At 72.5% G+C, this 22,371-nt stretch carries 21 protein-coding genes; 11 read left to right on the top strand and 10 right to left on the bottom strand.

All coding sequences use genetic code 11. The features are described 5' to 3' along the window. Entirely contained in the window at positions 1-1,011 is a 1,011-nt protein-coding gene (locus tag LP52_RS08500; protein WP_040272251.1) for a helix-turn-helix transcriptional regulator, read from the top strand. Between the two features lie 106 nt (positions 1,012-1,117). On the opposite strand, the gene LP52_RS08495 is transcribed toward LP52_RS08500, so the two are convergent. Beyond that, entirely contained in the window at positions 1,118-2,878 is a 1,761-nt protein-coding gene (locus tag LP52_RS08495) for a serine/threonine protein kinase (protein WP_040272249.1), read from the bottom strand. Between the two features lie 350 nt (positions 2,879-3,228). On the opposite strand from LP52_RS08495, the gene LP52_RS08490 reads away from it, so the two are divergent. Beyond that, positions 3,229-3,696 (top strand): NUDIX domain-containing protein, encoded by a 468-nt coding sequence (locus tag LP52_RS08490; protein WP_040272386.1) that lies wholly within the window; start codon positions 3,229-3,231, stop codon positions 3,694-3,696. 144 nt (positions 3,697-3,840) lie between these two features. Here LP52_RS08490 and LP52_RS08485 read toward each other — a convergent pair whose 3' ends face one another. The 3 genes from LP52_RS08485 to LP52_RS08475 form a co-directional block, all read right to left on the bottom strand. Further along, positions 3,841-4,179 (bottom strand): DMT family transporter, encoded by a 339-nt coding sequence (locus tag LP52_RS08485; RefSeq protein ID WP_040272247.1) that lies wholly within the window; start codon positions 4,177-4,179, stop codon positions 3,841-3,843. Continuing rightward, the gene (locus tag LP52_RS08480; RefSeq protein ID WP_052809601.1) at positions 4,176-4,541 is read right to left on the bottom strand and encodes a DMT family transporter; all 366 of its coding nucleotides are present in this window, start codon (positions 4,539-4,541) and stop codon (positions 4,176-4,178) included. Before LP52_RS08480 ends, LP52_RS08485 begins: the two co-directional genes overlap by 4 nt. Before the next feature lie 64 nt (positions 4,542-4,605). Then, positions 4,606-5,346 carry an SDR family NAD(P)-dependent oxidoreductase gene (locus tag LP52_RS08475; RefSeq protein ID WP_040272246.1) on the bottom strand — a complete coding sequence of 247 codons (741 nt, stop codon included), beginning with the start codon at positions 5,344-5,346 and terminating at the stop codon, positions 4,606-4,608. Positions 5,347-5,430: 84 nt separating this feature from the next. On the opposite strand from LP52_RS08475, the gene LP52_RS08470 reads away from it, so the two are divergent. After that, the gene (locus LP52_RS08470) at positions 5,431-6,069 is read left to right on the top strand and encodes a TetR/AcrR family transcriptional regulator (protein WP_040272244.1); all 639 of its coding nucleotides are present in this window, start codon (positions 5,431-5,433) and stop codon (positions 6,067-6,069) included. Positions 6,070-6,142: 73 nt separating this feature from the next. On the opposite strand, the gene LP52_RS08465 is transcribed toward LP52_RS08470, so the two are convergent. Continuing rightward, complete coding sequence (locus LP52_RS08465; RefSeq protein WP_040272242.1) at positions 6,143-6,472, bottom strand: MoaD/ThiS family protein; 330 nt, start codon at positions 6,470-6,472, stop codon at positions 6,143-6,145. Positions 6,473-6,476: 4 nt separating this feature from the next. Beyond that, the gene (locus tag LP52_RS08460; protein ID WP_040272240.1) at positions 6,477-7,580 is read right to left on the bottom strand and encodes a WD40/YVTN/BNR-like repeat-containing protein; all 1,104 of its coding nucleotides are present in this window, start codon (positions 7,578-7,580) and stop codon (positions 6,477-6,479) included. A 277-nt stretch (positions 7,581-7,857) separates the two neighbouring features. Here LP52_RS08460 and LP52_RS08455 point away from each other — a divergent pair, with 277 nt between their 5' ends. The 7 genes from LP52_RS08455 to LP52_RS08425 all read left to right on the top strand — a co-directional run bounded on the left by LP52_RS08455 (position 7,858) and on the right by LP52_RS08425 (position 17,220). After that, positions 7,858-10,866: a helix-turn-helix transcriptional regulator gene (locus LP52_RS08455; RefSeq protein ID WP_394298193.1), complete on the top strand. Its 3,009-nt coding sequence runs from the start codon at positions 7,858-7,860 to the stop codon at positions 10,864-10,866. 170 nt (positions 10,867-11,036) lie between these two features. After that, entirely contained in the window at positions 11,037-11,831 is a 795-nt protein-coding gene (locus tag LP52_RS08450) for an ABC transporter ATP-binding protein (RefSeq protein WP_040272236.1), read from the top strand. After that, entirely contained in the window at positions 11,824-12,546 is a 723-nt protein-coding gene (locus LP52_RS08445) for an ABC transporter ATP-binding protein (protein WP_040272235.1), read from the top strand. Before LP52_RS08450 ends, LP52_RS08445 begins: the two co-directional genes overlap by 8 nt. A gap of 11 nt (positions 12,547-12,557) precedes the next feature. After that, positions 12,558-13,409 (top strand): branched-chain amino acid ABC transporter permease, encoded by an 852-nt coding sequence (locus tag LP52_RS08440; RefSeq protein ID WP_040272233.1) that lies wholly within the window; start codon positions 12,558-12,560, stop codon positions 13,407-13,409. 2 nt (positions 13,410-13,411) lie between these two features. Beyond that, positions 13,412-14,494, top strand: a complete 1,083-nt coding sequence (locus LP52_RS08435) for a branched-chain amino acid ABC transporter permease (RefSeq protein ID WP_040272232.1) — start codon at positions 13,412-13,414, stop codon at positions 14,492-14,494. A 58-nt stretch (positions 14,495-14,552) separates the two neighbouring features. Beyond that, complete coding sequence (locus LP52_RS08430) at positions 14,553-15,875, top strand: ABC transporter substrate-binding protein (RefSeq protein WP_040272230.1); 1,323 nt, start codon at positions 14,553-14,555, stop codon at positions 15,873-15,875. Positions 15,876-16,515: 640 nt separating this feature from the next. Next, positions 16,516-17,220, top strand: a complete 705-nt coding sequence (locus tag LP52_RS08425) for a GAF and ANTAR domain-containing protein (RefSeq protein ID WP_040272229.1) — start codon at positions 16,516-16,518, stop codon at positions 17,218-17,220. Positions 17,221-17,255: 35 nt separating this feature from the next. Here the strand turns inward: LP52_RS08425 and LP52_RS08420 are convergent, their stop codons facing one another. Beyond that, positions 17,256-18,167: a glycosyltransferase family 2 protein gene (locus tag LP52_RS08420; protein ID WP_040272227.1), complete on the bottom strand. Its 912-nt coding sequence runs from the start codon at positions 18,165-18,167 to the stop codon at positions 17,256-17,258. Next, entirely contained in the window at positions 18,164-19,015 is an 852-nt protein-coding gene (locus tag LP52_RS08415; RefSeq protein WP_040272383.1) for a glycosyltransferase family 2 protein, read from the bottom strand. The genes LP52_RS08420 and LP52_RS08415 overlap by 4 nt, the downstream gene beginning before the upstream one ends. A 578-nt stretch (positions 19,016-19,593) precedes the next feature. On the opposite strand from LP52_RS08415, the gene LP52_RS08410 reads away from it, so the two are divergent. Further along, positions 19,594-20,433 (top strand): SigB/SigF/SigG family RNA polymerase sigma factor, encoded by an 840-nt coding sequence (locus LP52_RS08410; RefSeq protein WP_084723023.1) that lies wholly within the window; start codon positions 19,594-19,596, stop codon positions 20,431-20,433. A gap of 147 nt (positions 20,434-20,580) precedes the next feature. Here LP52_RS08410 and LP52_RS08405 read toward each other — a convergent pair whose 3' ends face one another. Next, positions 20,581-21,573 (bottom strand): UDP-glucuronic acid decarboxylase family protein, encoded by a 993-nt coding sequence (locus tag LP52_RS08405; RefSeq protein ID WP_040272225.1) that lies wholly within the window; start codon positions 21,571-21,573, stop codon positions 20,581-20,583. Positions 21,574-21,626: 53 nt separating this feature from the next. Next, the gene (locus LP52_RS08400; RefSeq protein WP_040272223.1) at positions 21,627-22,313 is read right to left on the bottom strand and encodes an SDR family oxidoreductase; all 687 of its coding nucleotides are present in this window, start codon (positions 22,311-22,313) and stop codon (positions 21,627-21,629) included. Positions 22,314-22,371 lie beyond the last annotated feature (58 nt).

Below are 22,371 nucleotides of genomic sequence, written 5' to 3'. Positions count from 1 at the left end.
ATGCGTGCGAGCCGACTGGTCTCGCTGTTGCTGCTCCTGCAGAACCGCGGGCGGATGACGGCGGCGGAACTCGCTTCGGCGCTGGAGGTCTCCGAGCGGACGATCTACCGCGACGCCGAGGCGCTCAGCGGGGCCGGCATCCCGCTGTACGCCGACCGCGGGGCCGGCGGCGGCTACCGGCTCGTCGACGGCTACCGGACCCGGCTGACCGGCTTGACCTCGGGGGAGGCCGGGTCGCTGTTCCTGTCCGGCCTGCCCGACGCCGCCGCCCAGTTGGGGCTGGGCGCCGAGATGGCCGCGGCCGACCGGAAGCTGCTGGCAGCGCTTCCCGAGGAGCTGCGCGAGCGCGCCGAGCGCGTACGGGCGCGCTTCCACCTGGACGCGCCGGGCTGGTGGCGCTCCCCGGACGAGACCCCGCACCTGAGCGCGGTCGCCGCGGCGGTGTGGGACCAGCACACCGTCGAGATCTCCTACCGCCGATGGGACGGCGCCGACGTTCGGCGGCGACTCGACCCGCTGGGAATCGTGCTCAAAGGCGGCAGCTGGTACTTCCTCGCGCTGCCCCACCCCGGCCCGGGGCGCTCCGCACCCCCCGCGGCCCCCTCACCTGCGCGCCCCCGCACCTTCCGCGTCTCACGCATACGCGAGTTGGAGGTGCGCGAGGAGGTCTTCGAGCGGCCCGCCGACTTCGACCTCGCCGCCTGCTGGGCGGAGTGGTCGCGGGAGTTCGAGCAGAGCCGGCACCGGCTGTGCACACGGGTGCGGCTGAGCCGCCGCGGCCTGGAACTGGTGCACGCGCTCTCCTCCCCCATCACCGCTGCCGGCGCCGACGGTCTGCGGCCCGGCGCCGACGGCTGGTGCGAGGCCGAACTCTACGTCGAGTCGGTGGCCGTGGCCACGACGGAGTTCGCCGCCTACGGCCCCGAGATCGAGGTGCTGGAGCCCGCGGAGCTGCGTGCGTCGCTGGCCGACTACCTGAGTGCCGCCGCGGCGCGGTACCGCTCGGGATGATCCTGCGACTCCGGCGGACCGGAGCGCCGCAGGCGACGCCGCCTGCACGGCGACCGCCACCTCCGCCGCGGCACAGGGCGCGCCGCGCGCCCGGCGTCCTCCCCGCTCAGCCCCAGAAGCCGTAGTAGAAGAGCATCCCGTTGGTTCCGGCGATGACGGCGACCGCCAGCATCGCGCCGACCACGTAGCCGGTGCGCAGCGAGCGGATCAGGAACTCCGCGCCCACGACGTTGTTCAGCAGGAAATACCCCAGATACATCGCGTGGAAGAACCCGTCGAGGGTGAAGATCCCCGAGTAGTACCACGCGGTGCCGTTCCACACGCCCGACTCGGTCGTGAACCACTGCCAGGCGTAGGAAACGCCGGTGCCCAGCGGGATCTGGATGATCGGGATGATCAGCAGCGGCAGCAGCTTGACGAAGCTCCACAGGCCGGGCTGGTTGGCCTGGCGGGCGCTGGCCTGGGCCCGCCGGGCCGCCTCCTGCTCGGCGCGCACCCGCTCGCGGTGCACGCGTTCGGCCTCCTGCCTGCGGCGCTGCTCCTCGCGCTGCTGCTGTTCCTCCTGCTGCCGGCGCAACTCCTCCTTGCGGCGCCGATCGGCGTCGGGGGCACCGCCGGAACCGCGGTACATGCCCTCGTAGGAGTCGTCCCGGGCCGGAGGCATCGCAGCGGTCGGCGGCGTCTGCTGGGGCGGCGAGCCGTAGGCGGCGGTGGGGGCGGGGCCCTGCGGACCGTAGGCGCGTGTCGCGCCGTCCTGGGGCTCCTGCCCGCCCTCGGGGTGGTAAGGCGGCGGATACTGGGAGGTGCTTGCGGCCTCACCGGAGCCGGATCCCATCACCGAGGTGGCGTCGGCGCCGCCCTGCCCGGCCACCCGCGTGGGGTCGTGGTCGCCGAACGCCGCGCCCGCCGCCGCGCCGGCGGCCGCTCCGGCCGCGGCGCCGCCGAGCACGGACGTCGCGCCGCTCGCATCGGCGCCCTCGGTCGTGTTCGCGCCGCTGAGCGCGGCGTTGGTTTTGGCGACCTGCTCGCGCACTCCGCGCATGACCTGGGGCGGCAGCCAGGACTCCCCGATGGGGATGTCGCCGAGCGCGTCGAGGAGCTGGCCGGGCGAGGGCCGGTAGCGCGCGTCCTTGGCCAGGCAGGCCGCGACGAGGCGCTGCAGTTGGGCGGGGACCGCCGAGAGGTCGGGCTCGTGCTGCATGACGCGCATGACCAGAGTGGGCATGGCGCCCTCGCCGAAGGGCCCGACGCCGCCGGCCGCGTAGACCAGCACCGCGCCGAAGGCGAACATGTCGCTTCCGCCGGTGAGGTACTCACCCTGGATCTGCTCGGGCGACATGAACCCGGGGGTGCCGATGATGGACTGGGTGGCGGCGGTGCCCTCGGTCGCTCGGGCGATCCCGAAGTCGATGACGCGCGGGCCTTCCTCGGCCAGCAGCACGTTGCCGGGCTTGAGGTCGCGGTGGATCAGCCCGACACGGTGGATCTCGGTCAGCGCCTCGGCAAGGCCGGCGGCCAGCACGCGCAGGGTGTGCTCAGGCAGGCCGCCGTGGGCGCGAACGGCCTCGTCCAGCGGCAGCGAGGGCACATAGGAGGTGACCAGCCACGGCACGTCGTCCTCGGGGTCGGCGTCGATGACCGGGGCGGTGAAGGCGCCGCTGACCTGGCGCGCGGCCGTGACTTCGCGGGCGAAGCGCTCACGAAAGGAGGTGTCGGTGGCCAAGTGGGGGTGGATGCGCTTCACCGCGACCGGTCGGCCACCCGCCGAGCGCCCGAAGTACACCTGACCCATGCCTCCGGCGCCCAATCGACCGATCAGCCGATACCGGCCGATGCGCTCCGGATCGCCGCGCTCCAACGGACCCACGTCCGTACCTCCGCATTCCCGCTGTGTCGATGAGTGGCCCGACCCTTGCGATCGTAGCCACACCGGTGCGGTTCTCGGCCGCGTCGAAGCCGCGCTCCGCCGGCGCGCCGCCGATCGCGGCACCGCTGGCAGGGTGGAGCCGCTGCTGTGGGAGAACGGCCCGCACCCGCGCCGTGGTCGGCGATCAGTCTAGGGGGTGGATGCATCCGAACCATCACCTTTACAACGTAGATTAAATCGTGTCCCTGGGGACGCGGGGTCCGATGCACCCGCCGGCGGGGCCTCCGGCGTTTCCACCGGTGCCCCGGGGCGGCGTCGCCCTGTGCACCGCCACGTCCTACGCTGCGGGTATGGCGCGATTCCTCCCTCCTGAGCAGTGGTTCGCCTCGTTGCCCACGGCCTACCTGGCCGCATTCGGGCTCATCACCGACGAGGCCGGACGCGTGCTGCTGGTCGATCCCAACTACCGGGAGCACTGGACCCTGCCCGGCGGCGTCGTCGAGGACGGGGAGGCGCCGCACCTGGCCTGCGAGCGCGAGGTCGCCGAGGAGGTGGGGCTGCGCCGCACCGCCGGGACACTGCTCGCCCTGCAGTGGAGCGCGCCGCGCGGCGTACGCCCCAAGCCGTTCCTGTCCTTCGTCTTCGACTGCGGCACGATCGACTCGGGTGCAGCGATCACGCTGCAGGAAGAGGAACTCGACGACTACGCGTTCGTCGAGCCCGACTCCGCGGCCGGCATGCTCCACCCCGCCCTCGCCCCCCGACTCACGGGCGCCCTGCGGGCCCGCTCCGAAGGCGCCACGGTGTACGTGCCCTGACCGGTGCGGACCGCGTCCCGCGTCGGCCGGGGCGGCGATCGCTACCGGAGGGGCGCCGGGCACCGGCTGTGCGCCTTCCTGCCCGCAGGCGGTGCAGCCGCCTCGCCGAGCCCCTCCAGGGGACTCCGGCGTGCCGGGGCGGCGTCAGCCGTGCCCGGCGAGGTTGAGCCCCGCGACACCGGCGAGGATCAGCCCCAGGCATGTCACCCGGCGCCGCGAGACGGGCTCACCGAGGAAGGCCATTCCGCTTGCGGCCACGCTCAGGGCTCCGATTCCGACCCACACCGCATAGGCGGTCCCCACGGGCAGCGTGCGCAGCGCGTGGCTCAGCAGCCCCAGGCTCAGTGCCGCCACCGCGACGCCCGACACCGCCCACAGCGGCCGCGTGAACCCCTGGGCCCGCTTGAGTGCCAGTGCCCAGACCGCCTCCAGCAGGCCGGCGACGACGAGCACCGACCACGCGGTGAACGCCTCCGGGTTCATGCGGTTCCCCCCGCCCCGTCGCCGGCCCGCTCCGACCGCGGCGACGCCCTGCCGTCCGTGTTCAATCCGACGACACCCGCGATGATGAGGCCGATGCAGAACGCTCTGGTCCAGGTGAACGGCTCCCCCAGCGCGAGCGTGCCCACCGCCGCCACGCCCACGGCGCCGATGCCGACCCACGCGGCGTAGGCCGTGCCGACCGGAAGGCTGCGCAGCGCACGGCTGAGCAGGGCGAGACTGATCAGCGCGGTGCCGATACCGATGATCGAAGGCCCCGGTTCGGTCAGCCCGTGCGCCTCGTCGAGCGCGACCGACCACACGATCTCCAGCAGACCGGCCACGACCAGAACTCCCCAGGCCATATCCGTCCTCTCCCGCGGGTCCGCCGCGCGGCCCGCCTGTTGCCGCTCCCGTAGTGGCCGAGCACTAGGCGTTGGCGCCGCCGTCCACGGTGATCGGGGTGCCGGTGACGAATCCGGATTCGGGGGCCGCCAGGTACGCGACGGCCCCGGCGATTTCGGCGGCCCTCCCGTATCGGCCCAGCGCTGTCTGGGCGCGCTGCTGCTCGGCACCCTCGCCGTCGGCGGGGTTCATGTCGGTGTCGGTCGATCCGGGGTGGACGACGTTGGCGGTGATGCCCCGCGGGCCGAGGTCGCGGGCCAGGCCCTTCGTGAAGCCGATGAGCCCGGACTTGCTCAGTGAGTAGAGGCTGATCCCGGGAGCGGGGACGTGCTCGGCCAGGTTGCTGCCGATGCTGATGATCCTGCCGCCGTCGGGCATGTGGCCCAGCACCCGCTTGACCGCGACGAAGACGGCACGCAAGTGCACGGCCGTGGTGGCCTCGTAGTCATCGAGGGTCAGCTCGTCGATCCCGCCGTAGGGGAAGACGCCGGCGTTGTTGACCAGGATGTCGACGCGCCCCAGCGCTGCGGCCGCCCCGTCGACGGCCGCGCTCACGGCGGAGGGGTCGGTCATATCGGCGTGGAGTGCCACACCCGCGCGGCCCGCCGCCTCGACGCGGGCGACCACCTCCTGCGCGCGGGCGCTCGAGGTGTGGAAGGTGAGCGCCACGTCGGCTCCCTCGTTCGCCAGCCGCTCGGCGATCGCCGCACCGATTCCCCTGCCGCCGCCGGTGACCAGCGCTGATTTTCCGCCCAGGACGCCCACGATCACTCCTTTTTATGTATCGATTGCTACATAATTGCTAGCATGGGCGCCACGAGAGCGTCAACCGAGCCTGGAGGGAGCGCGATGCCGGCACGGGGACGCCCGCGCCAGTTCGACAGGACGGCGGCGCTGCGCATGGCGATGGTGCTCTTCTGGGAACACGGCTACGAGGGCACCTCGCTCAGCGCGCTCACCTCGGCGATGGGGATCACCTCGACGAGCCTGTACGCGGCGTTCGGCTCGAAGGAGCAGGTCTTCCGCGAGGCCGTCGAGCTCTACAGCTCCGACAGCGCGACCGGCGAAGAGGCTCTGGCCGCCAGTCCCACGGCGCGGCAGGCGGTCGAGACGATGCTGCGGGAGAACGCCGCCGCCTACGTCGATCCCGCCACACCGCGCGGATGCATGGTGGTCTTGGCGGGCATGAACCTCACTGCGGCCAACGAGGGGGTCGGCCGCTACCTCGCGGCGTGCCGGGCGGGCGACCGCGCCAACCTCCTCGCCCGGCTCCGGCGCGGCGCGGCCGAAGGCGAGCTGGCGCCGTCGACCGACCTTGAGGCCGTGGCGGACTACTACCTGACCGTGCTGCACGGGCTGTCGGTCCAGGCCCGCGACGGGTTCACGCTGGATCAGGCGAACGCGGTCGTCGACACCGCGATGGCCGCCTGGGGCTCCTTCGCCGGAGGCCGCGGCGGCGCGGCGGCCTCGGGACACGAGCAGGTATGAGGGGCTCGCTCACGGCGGCGGGCGGCGGTTCCGGTGCCGGAACCGCCGCCCGCGTCGCATGCGGCTTGCGCGGTCAGCCGCCGGCGACCGACGGCAGGACGCGGACCTCGGCTCCGTCGGGAACCGGAGTGTCGAGGCCGCCGACGGCGCGGCACTCGTCGGAGTCGACGAAGACGTTGACGTAGCGGCGCAGTCGGCCCTGATCGTCGCGGATGCGCCGGTCGAGGCCGGGATGGCGGCGGGCGAGTTCGTCCAGGACGGCGCGCAGCGTGGCGTGCTCGCGGCCTCCCTCCGCGGGAGGCGGACCTCCCGCGGGTGCCGCGGCGACGAGGGCGATGTCGACCCGGGAGGCTCCCCCCGCATCGGACTGCAGGACTTGCGGCAGCAGAACCGTCACACTCATCGACTCACACCTCCAGCGCGCGCACGCACAGCACGTCGGGCAGGTGGGCGGCCACCCGGGTCCATTCGCCGCCGGAGTCGGTGGCGCAGAAGACGTCGCCGGTGCGGGTGCCGAAGTAGAAGCCGGGGTCGGCGGCGCCGTCGGTGCAGGCGCCGTCGCGCAGCACGATCCCGTAGTAGGGGTCCTCGGGCAGCCCTTTGACGGCCGGATGCCAGCTCGCGCCCGCGTCCTCGGTGCGGTAGACGGCCAGGTGGCCGTCGGGCGGCAGATGGCAGACCTGGCTGACCACGGGGAACACGTATCCGGTACCGGGCACGTGCGGGTGGGTCACATACGAGAACCCGAAGTCGGTAGGCAGGCCCTCGGCGATGGAGGTCCACCCGGCGGCGGGATCGGTGCTGCGGTAGACGCCGTGATGGTTCTGGGCGTAGAACTCGCCGTCGCTGCCGATGGCGACCTTGTGTACGCACTGGCCGTACTCGGGGTCGTCCTCGGGCAGGAAGACGGCGCTGATGCCGCGGTTGGCCGGCTTCCAGGAGGCCCCGCCGTCGCGCGTCTGGTAAACGCCGCCGGTGGACATGGCCACGGTCATGGAACGGGGATCGGTTCCCTCGGCGCCGACCCGGCCGGGGATCACCGTGTGGATGGCGGCGCCGCCCGCTCCGGGCCACCAGTCGCCGCGGTGGGGGTGGTCCCACAGCCCGCGCACGAGTTCGAAACTCTCGCCGCCGTCGCCGGAGCGGAACAGGGCGGTGGGCTCGACGCCGGCGTAGACCGTGCCGGGCTCGTCACCGAAGGCGAAGTGCCAGGCCCGGGCGAAGGAGGCGTCGACGTCTTCGGGGAAGGCGATCGGCGTCCGCTCCGGCTCGTGCCAGCTCCCGCCGAGGTCGTCGCTGTACCAGACGCTGGGCCCGAAGTGGGAGCTCTCGGCTCCGGCCAGGATCCGGCGCGTGCGGGGATCGATGCCCACCGCGTAGACGCCGGCCATGTTGGCGTAGTCCTCACTGTCCAGGCGGTGCGGTCCGCGCACCCGCCAAGTGCGGCGCTCGTCGTCGCCGGTGGCGGTGAACAGTCCTTTTCGTGTCCCGATGACCAGGAGATACGTCATGATCGCCCCATGAGATGAGTGCCCGGAAGGCAGGTCGAAGCGGTGAAGGGCGCACCGAACGGGTCGCCCGTAGGAAATGTCGCGATGCGCGCCGCGGGACTTCATCCCGGGGCGGCCGGTGTGACTCAGAGCATACCGGAACCGCCGGGACTTTCGTACGTCAGTTCGATACGCGTTCGCGATGCGGGAGACGGGTAGTCCGCGGGCCGCATGTCCGAGCGGCTTCATCCTGCTCCCGCACGGGTGAGACCGACCGGTCGGTCTCACCCGTGCGCAGGTGGTCCGCCGTAGTGCGCGGCACGGCCGGCGCCCGCGGCTCCGCCGCCTGCGTACCCTGGTGCGCGCCGCCGCTACCAGCGGCGCCGCTCGCATCACGCAACGGGGTATCAGGGAAATCACCAGTGTGGCCCGCACCACCTGTCGGCGTGATCCAGGTCCTGTGTACGTTGAGTGCGTGCCCAGTGGAACCCCCTCGCCGCCCCCCGGGATCCGTCTCCGGGGCCGCGAGACGGAGCAGCGGATGCTCACCGACGCCCTGGCCGGCGCGCGCGCCGGCCAGGGCACCGCACTGCTGGTCTGCGGAGGCCCGGGCATCGGCAAGACGGCCCTGGTGGAGCACGCGTGCGAGGTCGCGCGCACCCCGGAGGTCCACCGCTCGCGTCCCCAGGACGCCATGGTGCTCAAGGGCGCCATGGTGCTCAGCTCGGCCGGCGCCGAGCCCGAGTCGGCCATGCCCTTCGCCGGTCTGCAGCGCCTGCTTCGCCCGGTGGCCGACCGCGTCGGCGACCTGCCCGCCCAGCAGGAAGCGGCCATCGAGCAGGCGATGGAGAGCGGCCAGGTCGCCGAGAGCGACCGCTTCCCCCTCTCCATCGGCGTGCTGCGGCTGCTGTGCCTGCTGGGCCACTCCGCTCCCCTGCTGGTCTGCGTCGACGATGCGCACCTGATGGACTCGGCCTCGTTGGACGCGCTGGCCTTCGCCGCGCGCCGACTGGGCACCGACCCTGTGGCGATGGTCTTCGCCGCCCGCGACGACTCTCCCAAGCCCGCAGTGCCCGGCATCCCCTCCGTCACGCTGAGCCCTCTGCCCGACGCGGCCGTCAGCGAGGTGCTCGGCGACGCCGCGCCCGGCGGGATCGCCGCGGGGGTGCGCGCCGAACTGGTGCGCGCCGCCCACGGCAACCCGCTGGCCGCACGCGGCTTCACCGCGGCGCTGTCGCGCGACCAGCTGTCGGGCGCCCGGCCGCTGCCGCGCACGCTCGCGCTGCCCGCCCAGCTGCGCAGCGCCTACGCCCCGCGCGTGGAGGCACTGCCCGAGCCCGCGCGCCACCTGCTGCTGCTGGCCGCGGCCGATCCCGAGTGCGGCGCCGACGAGCTGGTGCGTGCGGCGGGGCGGCCGGAGGTGACCGTGGGCGATCTGGAGCCGGCCGAGAACGCGGGGCTGGTGCGCATCGACGGCGCTCAGGTGGTGTTCACCGACCCCCTGCTGCAGACCGCCGTCTACCAGTCCGCCCCCGTTGTGCGGCGGCGGGCCGCGCACGCACGGCTGGCACGCGTGCTGGACCCCAAGCGCGATCCCTCGCGGTACGCGGGCCACCGCGCCGCGGCGGCCGAGGGCCCCGACTCCGAGCTGGCGGCCGAGCTGGCCGCGGCCGCCGACACCGCCAAGGAGCTCAACGGCCATTCGGTGGCCTCGGCAGCGCTTGAGCAGGCCGCCGAGCTGACCCCGATCCCCCGGCTGCGGGCCTGTCGGCTGTCCACCGCCGCCCAGGACGCGTGGCTGTCCGGGATGCCCGAACGGGCCTCGGAGCTGCTGGAGCGGGCCGAGCCCGACGCCGTGACCCCGCGCCAGGCCGGAGTGCTGGAACTGATCCGCGGCCAGATCCGGCTGCGCGAGGGCAACGCGATCGACACCGCCGACTCGCTGCTGGCCACGGCCGAACAGCTGGTGCCCCACGACCGCGAGCTGGCCGTGCGCTCGCTGATGCGCGCCGCCGACGCCGCGTCCTTCGCCGGCGACCCGGTGCGCCACGCCGCGGCCGCGCGCCGCCTGGCCCCGCTGGCCCGCGACAACGACCCGCCGGCCATGCGCCTGGCGTTCGCATTCATGGACGGGTGCGCGCTCTCGTTCGCCGGGGACTACGCGGCCGCGGCGGCCCCGCTGCGGCAGGCGGTCGACCTGGCCGAGGAGGTCGACACCCCGGCCGAGCTGATCTGGGCGAGCATCGCCGGCCTGCGGCTGGGCGACGCCCCGCTGGTGCACGCCCTGGCCACACGCGCGGTGTCGGTCGCCCGGCGCCGCGGTGCGCTGGCGGCGGTGCCCCAGGCGCTGGAGTTCCTGGTCTACTCGGAGTTCTGGAGCGGCCGCTTCCCCTCGGGCATCGGCAACTGCATGACGGGGCTGCGGCTGGCCCGCGAGACCGACCAGCCCAATTGCGCCACCCATCACCTGGCCGCGCTGAGCCTGCTCGCCGCCATCCAGGGCGACGCCGAGACCTGCCACGAACGCGCCCGCGCTGTGGCCGAGCAGTCCTGCGAGAACAGCCTGGGACTGCCGATCGCGCTGAGCTCGTGGGCGCTGGCCCTGCTGGAACTCGCCCAGGGCGACGCGCACGGCGCGTTCTCCCGACTGCGGGTGCTCAATCACGCCGGACCGGGCTACGGACACCCCACGATGCGGCTGATGACGGCCCCGATCTTCGTGGAGGCCTGCGCGCGCACCGGCGAGTACGGGCGCGCCGAGACCGCGCTGGCGCCCTACGAGGCGTGGGCCGAGGCCACCGGAAGCCTGAGCAGCCTGGCGATCACGGCGCGCTGCCGGGGGCTGCTGGCCGCGTCCGACGACGCGGCCGAACAATTCGAGGAGGCGCTGCGGCTGCACCGGGCCTGCGGCGACGACGACGTCGAGCGGGCTCGCACGGCCCTGCTCTACGGCACGACGCTGCGCCGCAACCGCTTCCCCGGGCGCGCTCGCGAGCACCTGCGCGAGGCGCTGGAGACCTTCGAGTGGATCGGCGCGCGGCTGTGGGTGGAGCAGGCGCGCGGGGAACTGCGGGCGATCGGCGATCCCGAGCCCGCGGCCGAGCAGCAGGACCGCGCCGACTCCGGCGACCACGGACTGACCGCCCAGCAGCACCAGATCGCGCTGCTGGTCGCCGAAGGGGCCACCAACCGCGAGGTGGCGGCGCACATGTTCATCAGCCCGCGCACCGTCGAGCACCACTTACGCGGGATATTCCGCAAGCTCAACATCCGCTCCCGAGTGGATCTGGCCCGCATGTTCCGCTGAGGACCCGCGGCCCTCCCAAGCGGCGCACCCCTTCGGGGGAGCACCGGCGAACCCCGTCCCCGACCCTGCGACCCGCCGTCGCCTCCGATGACGGCCGAAGAATGCCCCCTACATGCCAACTGGTCGGTATCGACGCAGCCGAGACCGGCCCGGCACGGAAAGCAGATCAGATGACCACCACAACGCCGGCCCCCTTACTCGCCGCCGAGGGGATCACCGTGCGCTTCGGCGGCCTGACCGCGCTCGAGGACGTGGGACTGTCGGTGACTCCCGGCAGCGTCGTCGGGCTCATCGGGCCCAACGGCGCCGGGAAGACGACGCTGTTCAACGCCGTCTCCGGGGTCATCCGCCCGCAGCGCGGCACCGTCTCCTGGAAGGGCCGCGTCCTGCGCAGGCACCGCCCTCACCACCTCGCCGACCTGGGCATCGCCCGCACGCTGCAGGGCCTCAACCTCTTCCCCGGCCTTTCGGCGCTGGACAACGTCATGGTCGGGGCCGACCGGCTGGCCCGCGGCGGTCCGCTGGCCATGCTCACCGGCCTGGGCCGCTACCACTCAGACGAGCGCCGGCTGCGCGAGCGGGCGATGGCGGCGCTTGAGGAGTTCGGCGCCGCCCACGCCGCCCGCGCGATGCCGGGCACCCTGCCCTTCGGCGTGCAGAAGCGCGTGGCCCTGGCCCGCGCGGTGGTCGCCGAACCCGAGCTGCTGCTGCTCGACGAGCCCGCCAGCGGCCTGTCCGGCGAGGACATGGACGCCCTCGCCGCGGCGATCAGGTCCTTCCGCTCCCGCATGGGCGTCCTGCTGGTCGAACACCACATGGACCTGGTGATGGCCGTCTGCGACCACATCGTGGTCCTCAACTTCGGCGAGGTCATCGCCACCGGGCCGCCCGAGCGCATCCAGTCCGACCCCGCGGTCGCCGAGGCCTACCTGGGCGATACCGAGGAGGTGGGCGCCGATGGCTGAGCAGCCGATTCTCACCGTGGAGGGGCTCACCGCCGCCTACGGCGCCGTGACCGCGCTGAACAAGGTGAACATGACCGTGCCCCGGGGCGGCATCTGCGCGGTGCTGGGCGCCAACGGGGCCGGCAAGACGACGCTGCTGCGCACTCTCAGCGGGCTCAAGCGCGCTGAAGCAGGCCGCGTCCTGCTGGAGGGTGCCGACATCACCCGGATCCCCGCCGAGCGCCATGTCCACCACGGCCTGGTGCACGTCCCCGAGGGCGGCGGCGTGATCGTCGAACTGACCGTCGAGGAGAACCTGCGCCTGGGCGGGCTCTGGCGCGCGGGCCGGCGCGAGCGCGCGGCACGCATGGCCGAGGTGGTCGAGCTGTTCCCGCCGCTGCGCGAGCGGCTCTCGCGACCGGCGGCCACGCTCTCGGGCGGCGAGCGCCAGATGCTGGCGATCGGCCGGGCGCTGATGGCCGGACCGCGCGTGCTGCTGCTGGACGAGCCCTCGCTGGGCCTGGCGCCGCTGGTCACCCGCCAGATCATGGACATGCTGCTGCAACTGCGCGCCGACCGGGACCTGACGGTCGTGCTGGTGGAGCAGAACGCCCGCAGCGCGCTGTCGATCACCGACCACGGCTTCGTGCTCAACCAGGGTGAGGTCGTCATGGAGGACTCCTCCCGGCGACTGCTGGCCGACGACCGCATGCGCCACGCCTACCTGGGCTTCTAAGAGGGGAAACCGTGGACCAATTCATCAACCTGACACTCAACGGACTGTCCCAGGGGGCGGTCTATGCGGCGCTGGCGCTGTCGCTGGTCATCATCTACCAGGCCACCCGCGTCGTGAACTTCGCGCAGCCGGCGCTGGCGCTGATCTCGGTCTACATCGCCTACACGGTGTCGCAGGCCACCGGCAGCTACTGGCTGGGGTTCGGCGCCGCACTGCTGACCGGCCTGGTGCTGGGCGCGGCCACCGAGCGGCTGCTGATCCGCCCGGTGCACGGGCGCTCCCCGCTCAACGCCATCATCATCACCCTGGGCCTGCTGCTCGTGCTGCAGGGCCTGGCGGGCATGATCTGGAGCAACGAGCCGCACTCCTTCGCCTACCCGATGGACTACCGCGGCCGGTTCTCCCCCTCGGACTGGTTCGCGCTGGGCTCGGTGGGCGCCGCTGCGCTGATGCTGTTCGCGCTCTACCGCTTCACTCCGCTGGGGCTGCGGATGCGCGCCGCGGCCTTCCGCCCGGAGGCGGCGCGGCTGAGCGGCGTGCGGGTGGGGCTCATGCTCACCGCCGGCTGGGCCATCGCCTCGGTGATCGGCGCGCTGGCCGGGATGCTGGCGGCGCCCCCGTTCATCTTCCCCAACGTGCTCGACGAGGTGTTCATCTTCGCGATCGCCGCCGCGGTCGTGGGCGGTCTGGAGAACCCGTTCGGCGCGCTGGCCGGCGGTGTGCTCCTGGGCCTGGGCATGTCCTACGTCTCCGGCTACGCCGGGCCGGAACTGACCACGCTGGCGGCACTGGCCATCCTCGTCGTGGTGCTGAGCATCCGCCCGGACGGCCTGTTCTCCCGCCCGACCGCGCGAAAGGTGTAGTGATGGTCTCGCTGAGCGACCACGAGTCCACGAGCCGGGACAAGCAGCCCGAAAGCACCGCCCCCGCGCCCACGGTCGGCGACCGCTGGCGGGCGCTGCCGGCGCTGGTGCGGTTCCCGCTGGCCGCCCTCGCCGCCTTCGCCGCGATCCTCGCCCTGACCTCCGTCACGGGGCCCACCGGCGACCTGCGCATCGGCAGCGTGGGCTACTACATGCTGGCCATCGCCGGCCTGCAGCTGCTCATCGGCTACAGCGGGCAGATATCGCTGGGCCACGGCGCGTTCATGTTCATCGGCGCCTACACCATGGCCCTGCTCGTGCTGAACCAGCCGGCCCTTCCGCTGTGGCTGAACATGATCATCACGGTCGTGCTCAGCTGCACGGCCGGAGTCCTGGTGGGCGCGGCCACGGCGCGGCTGCACGGGCCCTACCTCGCGGGCGCCACGCTGGCGCTGGCCGTGGGGCTTCCCGCGCTGACGGTGCGCTACCCCGAGCTGCTCGGCGGCAGCAACGGGCTGGCGTTCTCCACCCGCGGCGCGCCCGCCTCGCTGGCGGGCGTCATCACCAACACCCAGTGGCAGGCCGCCGCTGTGTGGGGGACGACGCTGATCGGACTGGTCGTGCTGGCCACGATCAGCGCGGGTCGCCTGGGCCGGCGGATGCGTGCCCTGCGCGACGACGAGGCGGCCGCGGGCCTGGCCGGGATCCCGGTGGGCCGCACCAAGGTGATCGCCTTCGTCATCAGCGCGGGCGCCGGCGGGCTGGCGGGCGCGTGCCAGGCCTATCTGCTCGGCACCGCGACGCCCAGCTCCTTCACCGTGACGCTGTCCCTGAGTCTGCTCGCGGCGCTTGTGCTGGGCGGCCTGGGCAGCATGTGGGGCGCGTTCTTCGGCGCCGTCGCCCTGGTCTACGTCGAGGTCTGGGGCGAGGAGCTCGCCCACGCCCTGGCGCTGGACTCCAACGTCGCCAACAACCTGCCGATCGTGTTCTTCGGCGTACTGCTGATCCTGGTCATCCTCGTCTGGCCGCGCGGCCTGCACGGGATGGCGAGCAGCCTCGCCGATCTGGTCCGCCGCGGGCGCTGACCATCCACCCCGCTAATCGCCCGCATCCCCATCCCCGATCCATCGCCCGGGAGAGAGCATGAGATCACGTATCGCCCCGGCCGCCGCCCTCATGGCGGCGGCCCTGTTGGCCACCTCCTGCGGAGGCGCCGGCGAGACCCAGGAGGGCGCGGCCGCCGACCTGGACGTCGCGCCCGGTGTCACCGAGGACAGCATCAAGATCGGCTCGCATCAGCCGCTGACCGGGCCGGCCGCCCCCGGCTACGTCCACATCTCCACCGGCGCCGCGGCCGTGTTCGACTACATCAACGACAACGGCGGCATCAACGGCCGCCAGATCGACTACGTGGTCAAGGACGACGCCTACGACCCGGCGCGCACCATCGAGGTCACCCGCGAGCTCGTGCACGACGAGGAGATCTTCGCCATGCTGGGCGGGCTGGGCACGCCCACCCACTCCAAGGTCGTCGACTTCCTCAACGACGAGGGCGTGCCCGACCTGTTCGTCTCCTCGGGCGCGCTGATGTGGAACCAGCCCGACAAGAACCCCCTGACCTACGGCTTCCAGGTGGACTACACCAAGGAGGCCAAGATCCAGGGGCAGTACATCGCCGAGAACATGCCCGACGCCAAGGTCGGCTACCTGCACCAGAACGACGACGTGGGCACCGACTCCGAGAACGGCCTGGAGCAGTACGTGGCCGAGCAGCGGGTGGCGGTGGAGTCCTACGACTCCGGCAACACCGACGTCGGCCCGCAGGTCTCGGCGCTGAAGGAAGCCGACGCCGACGTCGTGGTCTGCTCGTGCATCCCGGCCTTCAGCGCGCTGGCGATGCTGGAGGCGGCCAGCATCGGCTACGAGCCGCAGTTCGTGGTGAGCACCATCGGCGCCGACAGCGCGACGCTGCAGGGGCTGCTGTCGGAGTTCGCCGCCGAGGCCGGCCAGGACGACCTCCCGGCCGAGCAGATGCTGGACGGCATGATCTACACCGGCTACTTCCCCTCGGTCACGATGCAGAACGACCCGTGGGTCCAGCTGTTCTCGCAGATCTACGAGGACCACGCCGAGGGCGACAGCCCGATGACCAACACCACCATCTACGGGATGGTGCAGGCGACCCTCATGGGCAAGGCCCTGATGGAGGCCGGTGACGACCCCACCCGCCAGTCCCTGATCGACGCCGTGCACGAGCAGGACCTGACCGGTCCGGGTCTGGTGCCCTTCGCATCGGGCGAGGACGACCACGGCGGCTACTCCGGCGCGCAGGTTCTGCAGTACCGGGCCGGCAAGGAGCCCGAGGTTCTGCAGGACGCCCAGGTCACCGACAACGCCGGCGGCGAGATCACCGAGGCCGAGGTCGATCGGCCCGGCCCCGACGAGTTCGGCTTCCACGACGAGTGATCCGCCGCGGCCTCGGCCGCCGCGAATCCCGGCGCCCGGTCCGCGCGGACCGGGCGCCGTCGCGGGCCCGCCGCGCCTGCGCCGGTCCGATCGCGGAACGGGTATTCGCACGGAGTTCCGCCCCCGGTTCCCGACGCGACACTCCCGGCACATTCTTGTGGCCCGCTTTCCGGTTGCCGCGGATTGAACCGCCGCCGATGAATTCTTTACCCGGACCGCACGCCCGAGGCGAAAGTCCTGAATCAGTGGTAGCAGCGAACTCATGCGCGTTACGCATCACCGCGGCGCCGCATAGTGCGGTTACAGGCCGCGGGAGCCTGATGCCGTGTTCGGGTACAATTCGGACCGCAGTTTCGCGCGGCTCAGTGCCGACGAGTTGCGGTCACGCGGTTCACTCCGAGCCGCACCCCCGAAACCGGGCCGAGCCCGCATGTCGGGTACAGTCGTTGACACAGGCAAGGGACGCGGGCGATACTCGCGTTCCACTGGGAAGTCTCCACCACCACATCGGTCGCACCTCGATTCTCACACTGCGAAGTCATTCGGTCACCTGACCGGGCGCCTTGTGCTGTGCGCGGGCTTCGCGTCGGCGAGGGCGATGCGAGTCGGCACTCGTAATAACGGCACAGGAGGGCGTGCGATGCTCGACAAGGACCACTCTCCCTCACCTGAGGGGTTCGCGGAGGTTGTGCGGTCACTGTTCGCCGAGCCCGATCTGCGTGCGACCCTGCAGCGGATCGTCGACCTCGCGGTGACGACAGTGCCCGGGTGCGACTACGCGGGGGTGAGTCTGCTGGAGTCGCGCACCAAGCTGCAGACTCCTGTGTGCACCCATGACATCGTCCGCCGCAGCGACGCACTGCAGTTGCAACTGGGCGAGGGCCCCTCCCTGGACTCGATGTGGAAGGGCACCTATGTCTATCTGCCCGACCTCACCGCCTCCGCGCGCTGGCCGAACTACGCCGCCGAGGCCGCCGAACTGCCCATAGGAAGCCTGCTGAGCTTCCGGCTGTTCACCGCCCGCGAGACGCTGGGCGTGCTGATCCTGTACGCGGCCCGCCCTCAGGCCTTCAACCAGGACTCCCACGAAGTCGGGGTGATCTACTCCGCCCAGGCCGCGTCGGCGCTGGCCGCCAACCGGCACATCGCCCACCTCAGCCGGGCCCTGGACACCCGCGAGACCATCGGCCAGGCGCAGGGGATCCTGATGGAGCGCCATCACATGACCGCCGAGCAGGCCTGGGAGCGGCTGCGCGAAGCCTCGCAGAACCTCAACGTCAAGCTCGCCGAGCTCGCCGAGAAGATCGCCCACTCCGGCGAGGACCCCACCGCTCCGCCCGTCTGAAGGCTCGGCCGCCCGCCGATTCGAAAGCCCGCCCCTCAACCGACGTAGCGCCGCGCCCCCGAACGCCGCTGCGGCTCTTCCAGCAGCCGCAGGCCCTCCTCCACCCGGGACGGCACCGGCCGGCGCTGGGCCAGCACCCAGGGCAGCCCCGCCAGCGCCTCGCCCACGGCCGCGGCGCTGACCCTGTCTGCGGGCACCGATGCCAGCACCGCCCCCGTGCGCCGCAGCGCCGCGACTGCGGGGCGGCGCAGCCATGCCGTCCACAGAGTGTTGCGGATGCCCAGGCGGCGGCGCCCTGTGCTGTCCCTGCCGCGGGAGGGGGCGTGGTGCACGCGCATCTCCTCGATCCAGCACATCCACCACCCGGCCGCGGCCAGATCCAGCGACAGCAGCTCCTCCTCCCCGCCCAGCCACAGCCGCTCGTGGAACCCGCCCGCCCGGGTGAAGGCCGAGGACCGCAGCACCGAGGCGCCGGCCAGGATGCTCAGCAGGGCGGGCCCGGGCAGCCGGGCGGGGGCGGGCACCGGCGAGTTGCGCAGTTCGGGGGTGATGGGGTCGTCTCGCAGGCTCGGCTCCACCAGGATCCTGGCGGTCAGCGACGCCACGTCGGGGTGGGCGTCGAGCAGGTCGGCCGCCAGCGACAGCGATCCCGGCTCCCACCAGGTGTCGTCGTCGCAGAAGGCAACATAGGGGGTGCCCAGCGCCTCGACGGCGAGGTTGCGCCCCACCGCCCCGAGATTGGCCCCCGCGCGCAGCAGCGCCACTCCGGGGAAGGACGCGGCGACGGCGTCCGCGCTGCCGTCGTCGGAGCCGTTGTCGACCACCACGACCGCCGGACGCTCGGGCAGGGCCGTGAGCCGCTCCAGAACACCCATCAGCTCCCTGCGGCGGTTGTGCGTGATCACCGCCACACCCACGCGCGTCTCGCGTCCCCGGGGGCGGCTCAACGCCGCTCCAGCAGTCGCAGGTCGCGCTCCACGCGGGGCGGCAGCCGGCGCCTCTGCGCCAGTGCGCGGGGCACGTCGCCCGCGAGGTCGGCGAGGGCGCCTCGGGCCTCGGGCACGTTCCAGCAGGCGCGGGCGAGCCGCGCGGTCTCGCCCAGGGCGCGCCCGGCGGGCCGCCGCAGCCAGCACATCAGCGCCCGGTTCCGCAGGTCCAGGCGCCGCCGCCAGGCGCTGGGCGGCCGGTTGGCGGAGGGATGGTGGTGTGCGCACACCTGGGGCACGTAGCAGGCCTCCCAGCCCTCGGCTGCCAGATCCTGGGCCAGCAGCGCCTCCTCGTGGGTGAAGAACAGCAGGCTGCTGAACCCGCCGGCCTCCAGGAACGCTTCGCGCCGCACGATCGATGCGCAGGCGAGGAACCCCAGCACGCGGGGACCGGGCAGGCCGGACGGTGCCGGGCCCAGCCCGGTCGCCAGCTCCTCGTTGATCGGGTCGGGGCACTCGGACTCGCCGACCAGGGTGGCCGCGGCGATGAGCCCCAGGCGCGGGTGGGCGTCGAAGGCCGCGGCGGCGCGCTCCAGGGACCCCGGCGCCCACCAGGAGTCGTCGTCGCAGAAGGCGAGGTAGGGGGCGGGGTTGGCGGCGACGCCGGCGTTGCGGGCCGCCGCGCCCTCGTTGCGGGTGAGTTCCACCACGCCGACGTCGGGAAAGGTCCTGCGCACGGATTCGGCTGTGCCGTCGGTCGAGGCGTTGTCGACCACGGTGACCGGCGCCCGCCCGTGTACAGCGGCAAGCCGCCGCAAAGTCCGGGCAAGCTCGTCGCGGCGGTCGCGCGTGGCCACGACGATCCCCACCCTGTCGGTTCCGGCGCCCGTGCCCGGGCCGCCGGTCTGCGGCCGCTCGGCCGCATCCGCCTTCTCGCGCACCGCCGGTACACCCCCTGCCGTCGTCGTCCGAAACCCGGCCGCCCTGCCGCGTCCGCGGCGTCCGTCGCGGCTCCGCGCCTCCGTTCACGGGCGGCCCAGGAGCCGGGGAGCGACGCGGCGCGCCTCCTTATCCCGTCCTTATAAAAGGCGACGGGCAGTGGCGCGGGACACCGTGTGAGAGATTTCCTATTACCAAGGAAGCGACAGTCGCCCCCCGTCTACCCTGCATGTTTGTAATCTCACGTGTTAATTCACTGCAAAACTGGGCGGATCCGGGCGCCCCCGGGGTGGCTTAACGGCGCATATCTCGATATGGTCAACGTGTTGTGCAGGAGGTCCGACAGCGCGGCCTGATGACGCCATCACATGCGTCCTGGCCCCCGCTGTGCGGTGCACCACCGCACACCACGGGGGAAGCCACATCGTCGGCGCGGTGCACAACGCGCCGAGCGATCCGGGGGCAAGTGGTCGGCGGTCCACTTCGATCGCAGCAAGGAACGTTAGCGATGAACGCATCGAGCACGCTCCGCGAACGAGAGACCGCAGTTCCGCGTCCGCGCAGTGCAAGTGGAAACAGCAAGACCGACGAAACGTACTACGCCCGTACTCGCGAGCTGTTCGACCAGCTCAAGAGCGCTGAGACGGCACCGGCCGAGCGCGACGAGATCTATCGGAACCTGGTGGATCTGCATGCCCCGGTCGTGCGCCGCATCGCTCGCCGCTACCGCAACCGCGGCGAGCCGGAGGAAGACCTGCGCCAGGTTGTGACAGTCGGCCTGGTTCAGGCGATCCGCGATTTCAAGCCCGACTACGGCAAGGAGTTCATCTCCTATGCCCTGCCCATGATGACCGGAGAGGTCAAGCGCCACTTCCGGGACCGCACATGGGCGATCAGGGTGCCTCGCAAGTACCAGGAGAAGCGGCCCGAACTCAACAGGGTGACCTCGTCGTTCGCCCAGGAGCACGGCCGCTCGCCCACGGTCGCCGAAATCGCCGAGCGGCTGGAGATGAGTGTCGACGACACGCTCGAGCTGATCGACGCCTCTTCGGCCTACAGCGCGCTCTCCCTCGACGTGCCCTACGGGACCGAGGAAGAGGACAAGACGCTGGGCGACACGCTCGGCGAGGAGGACCACGACCTGGAGAGCGTCGCCGACCGGGCGTCGCTGCGCCCGGCTCTGGCCACTCTCTCCGCGCGTGATCGAAGGATCGTGCTCCTGCGTTTCGCGGGCAACAAGACCCAAGCCGAGATCGCCCAGATCGTCGGCCTGTCGCAGATGCACGTATCGCGGACCCTCTCGGCGTCTCTGGCCAAACTGCGCAAGCAGCTTGTGCCCGAGGTCTGAGGAAGCCTAAGGGCCCGGTGACGACGGTTTCGCTGTCGCACACGTGGAGCCCCGGGGCGCCTGACGGCGCCCCGGGGCTCCATGCTTCTCGGCCGCCTTCCGGTCAGGCCCGGCCCGCCGCGTCACCGGCCGACCGGAACGGCTCGCTCAGGCCCGTCCGGCGGTCGGCTCGGCCGAGCGGTCCTCGGGCTCCGTGCGAGCACGGGCGAACCACTCGACAGTGCGCCGCAGCCCTTCCTCCATCGGCACCAGCGGCCACCAGCCCAGGGCGCGCGCCGCCAGCGCGATGTCGGGGCGGCGGAACCGAGGGTCGTCCTGGGGCCGGCCCACGTGCACGACGGGCGAGTCCGAGCCGCAGACGGCGCGCACGAGCTCGGCGAGTGCGTGCATGGACAGTTCGTGCTGGCTGCCGATGTTGACCGGCCCGGTGATATCGGCGGCGGCCAGTGCGATCAGCCCGCGGACCGTGTCGTCCACGTAGCAGACCGAGCGGGTCTGCATGCCGTCGCCGCAGACGGTGATGGGCTCGCCCGCCAGGGCCTGCCTGATGAATGTGGGGATCGCCCTGCCGTCGTCGGGCCGCATCCCGGGCCCGTAGCTGTTGAAGATCCGGGCGATGCCGACGTCGGCGCCGTGGGCGCGGTGATAGGCCATGGTCAGCGCCTCGGCGTAGCGCTTGGCCTCGTCGTAGACGCTGCGCGGTCCCACCGGGTTGACGTTGCCCCAGTAGCTCTCGTGCTGGGGGTGGTGCAGCGGGTCGCCGTAGACCTCGCTGGTGGAGGCCAGCACCGTGCGGGCGCCGTGCTCGGCGGCCAGGTCCAGCACGTTGCGGGTGCCCCGGCTTCCGGCTTCCAGCGTCTCCACCGGCAGGCGCAGGTAGTCGCGCGGCGACGCGGCCGAGGCCAGGTGGAAGACGGTGTCGACGCGCCCGGGCACGTGCAGCGGATGCGTGACGTCGGCCTCCAACGTCCTGAAACCGGTGCGGCCGGCGAGGTGGCGCACGTTCTCGGCGGAGCCCGTGGCGAAGTTGTCGATGCACACCACCTCGGCGCCGGCGTCCAGCAGGTGCCCGCACAGGTGCGAGCCGACGAATCCGGCGCCGCCGGTGACGACTGCACGGCCGATCGCTGCCTGACTCATGATCCCCCCTTGTTCGCTGCGCCCCTATCGGGCTGCGCCGTGATCGGACCCATTCAGGGCCACGACGTCTCCTCGGAGGGGCAGACGACGAGTTCGCGCACCTCGCACCCCAGGGGTTGGCCGAGGGCGAAGACGACGGCCCGCGCGACGTACTCGGGCGGGTTGAGGCGGGCGTCGGGGCCGGGCCGGTAGGCGTCGGGCCGGTCGTCGAAGAACGCGGTGTCCATGCCGCCGGGCACCAGCAGTGTGACGCCGATGCGTCCGGCGGTCTCGGCGGCCAGGGCGCGGGTGAACCCCATGACCCCGGCCTTGGATGCGCAGTAGGCGGTGGCGTCGGGGACGGCGCGCACGCCCAGGGTGGAGGCGCAGTCGACGACGGTGCCGTGGGAGGCCTCCAGGTGGGGCAGTGCGGCCCGGACCACCGAGGCGGTGCCCAGGAGGTTGACCCGGATGACGCGCTCCCAGTCGTCGGCGTCGACCTTGTCCAGCGCACCGCAGGCGTCGATGCCGGCGGCGTTGACGACCGCGTGCAGGCCCCCGGCGCGCTGGGCGAGGCGCTCGACGGCGTCCTCGGTGGCGACGCGGTCGGCGAGGTCGGCGCGTTCGAAGTCGGCGTCGGTCTGCGGCTGTGCGCGGTCGAGGATGAGCGGCCGGCCTCCTTCGGAGGCCACGGCCTGGGCCACGGCGGCGCCGAGTCCCGAGGCGCCGCCGGTGATCAGCGTGTTGCCCAGTGGGCGCATGGCGTCCTCCTTGCTGTGTTCGTCGGATGTGCGTGGGGTACGCGGCGCTGCCGGTGCG

The sequence above is a fragment of the Streptomonospora alba genome (genome assembly GCF_000826685.1).
Classification (GTDB): domain Bacteria; phylum Actinomycetota; class Actinomycetes; order Streptosporangiales; family Streptosporangiaceae; genus Streptomonospora; species Streptomonospora alba.
Note: the sequence above shows the minus strand (reverse complement) of the source record. Positions and strands in the feature narration are given on the sequence as shown.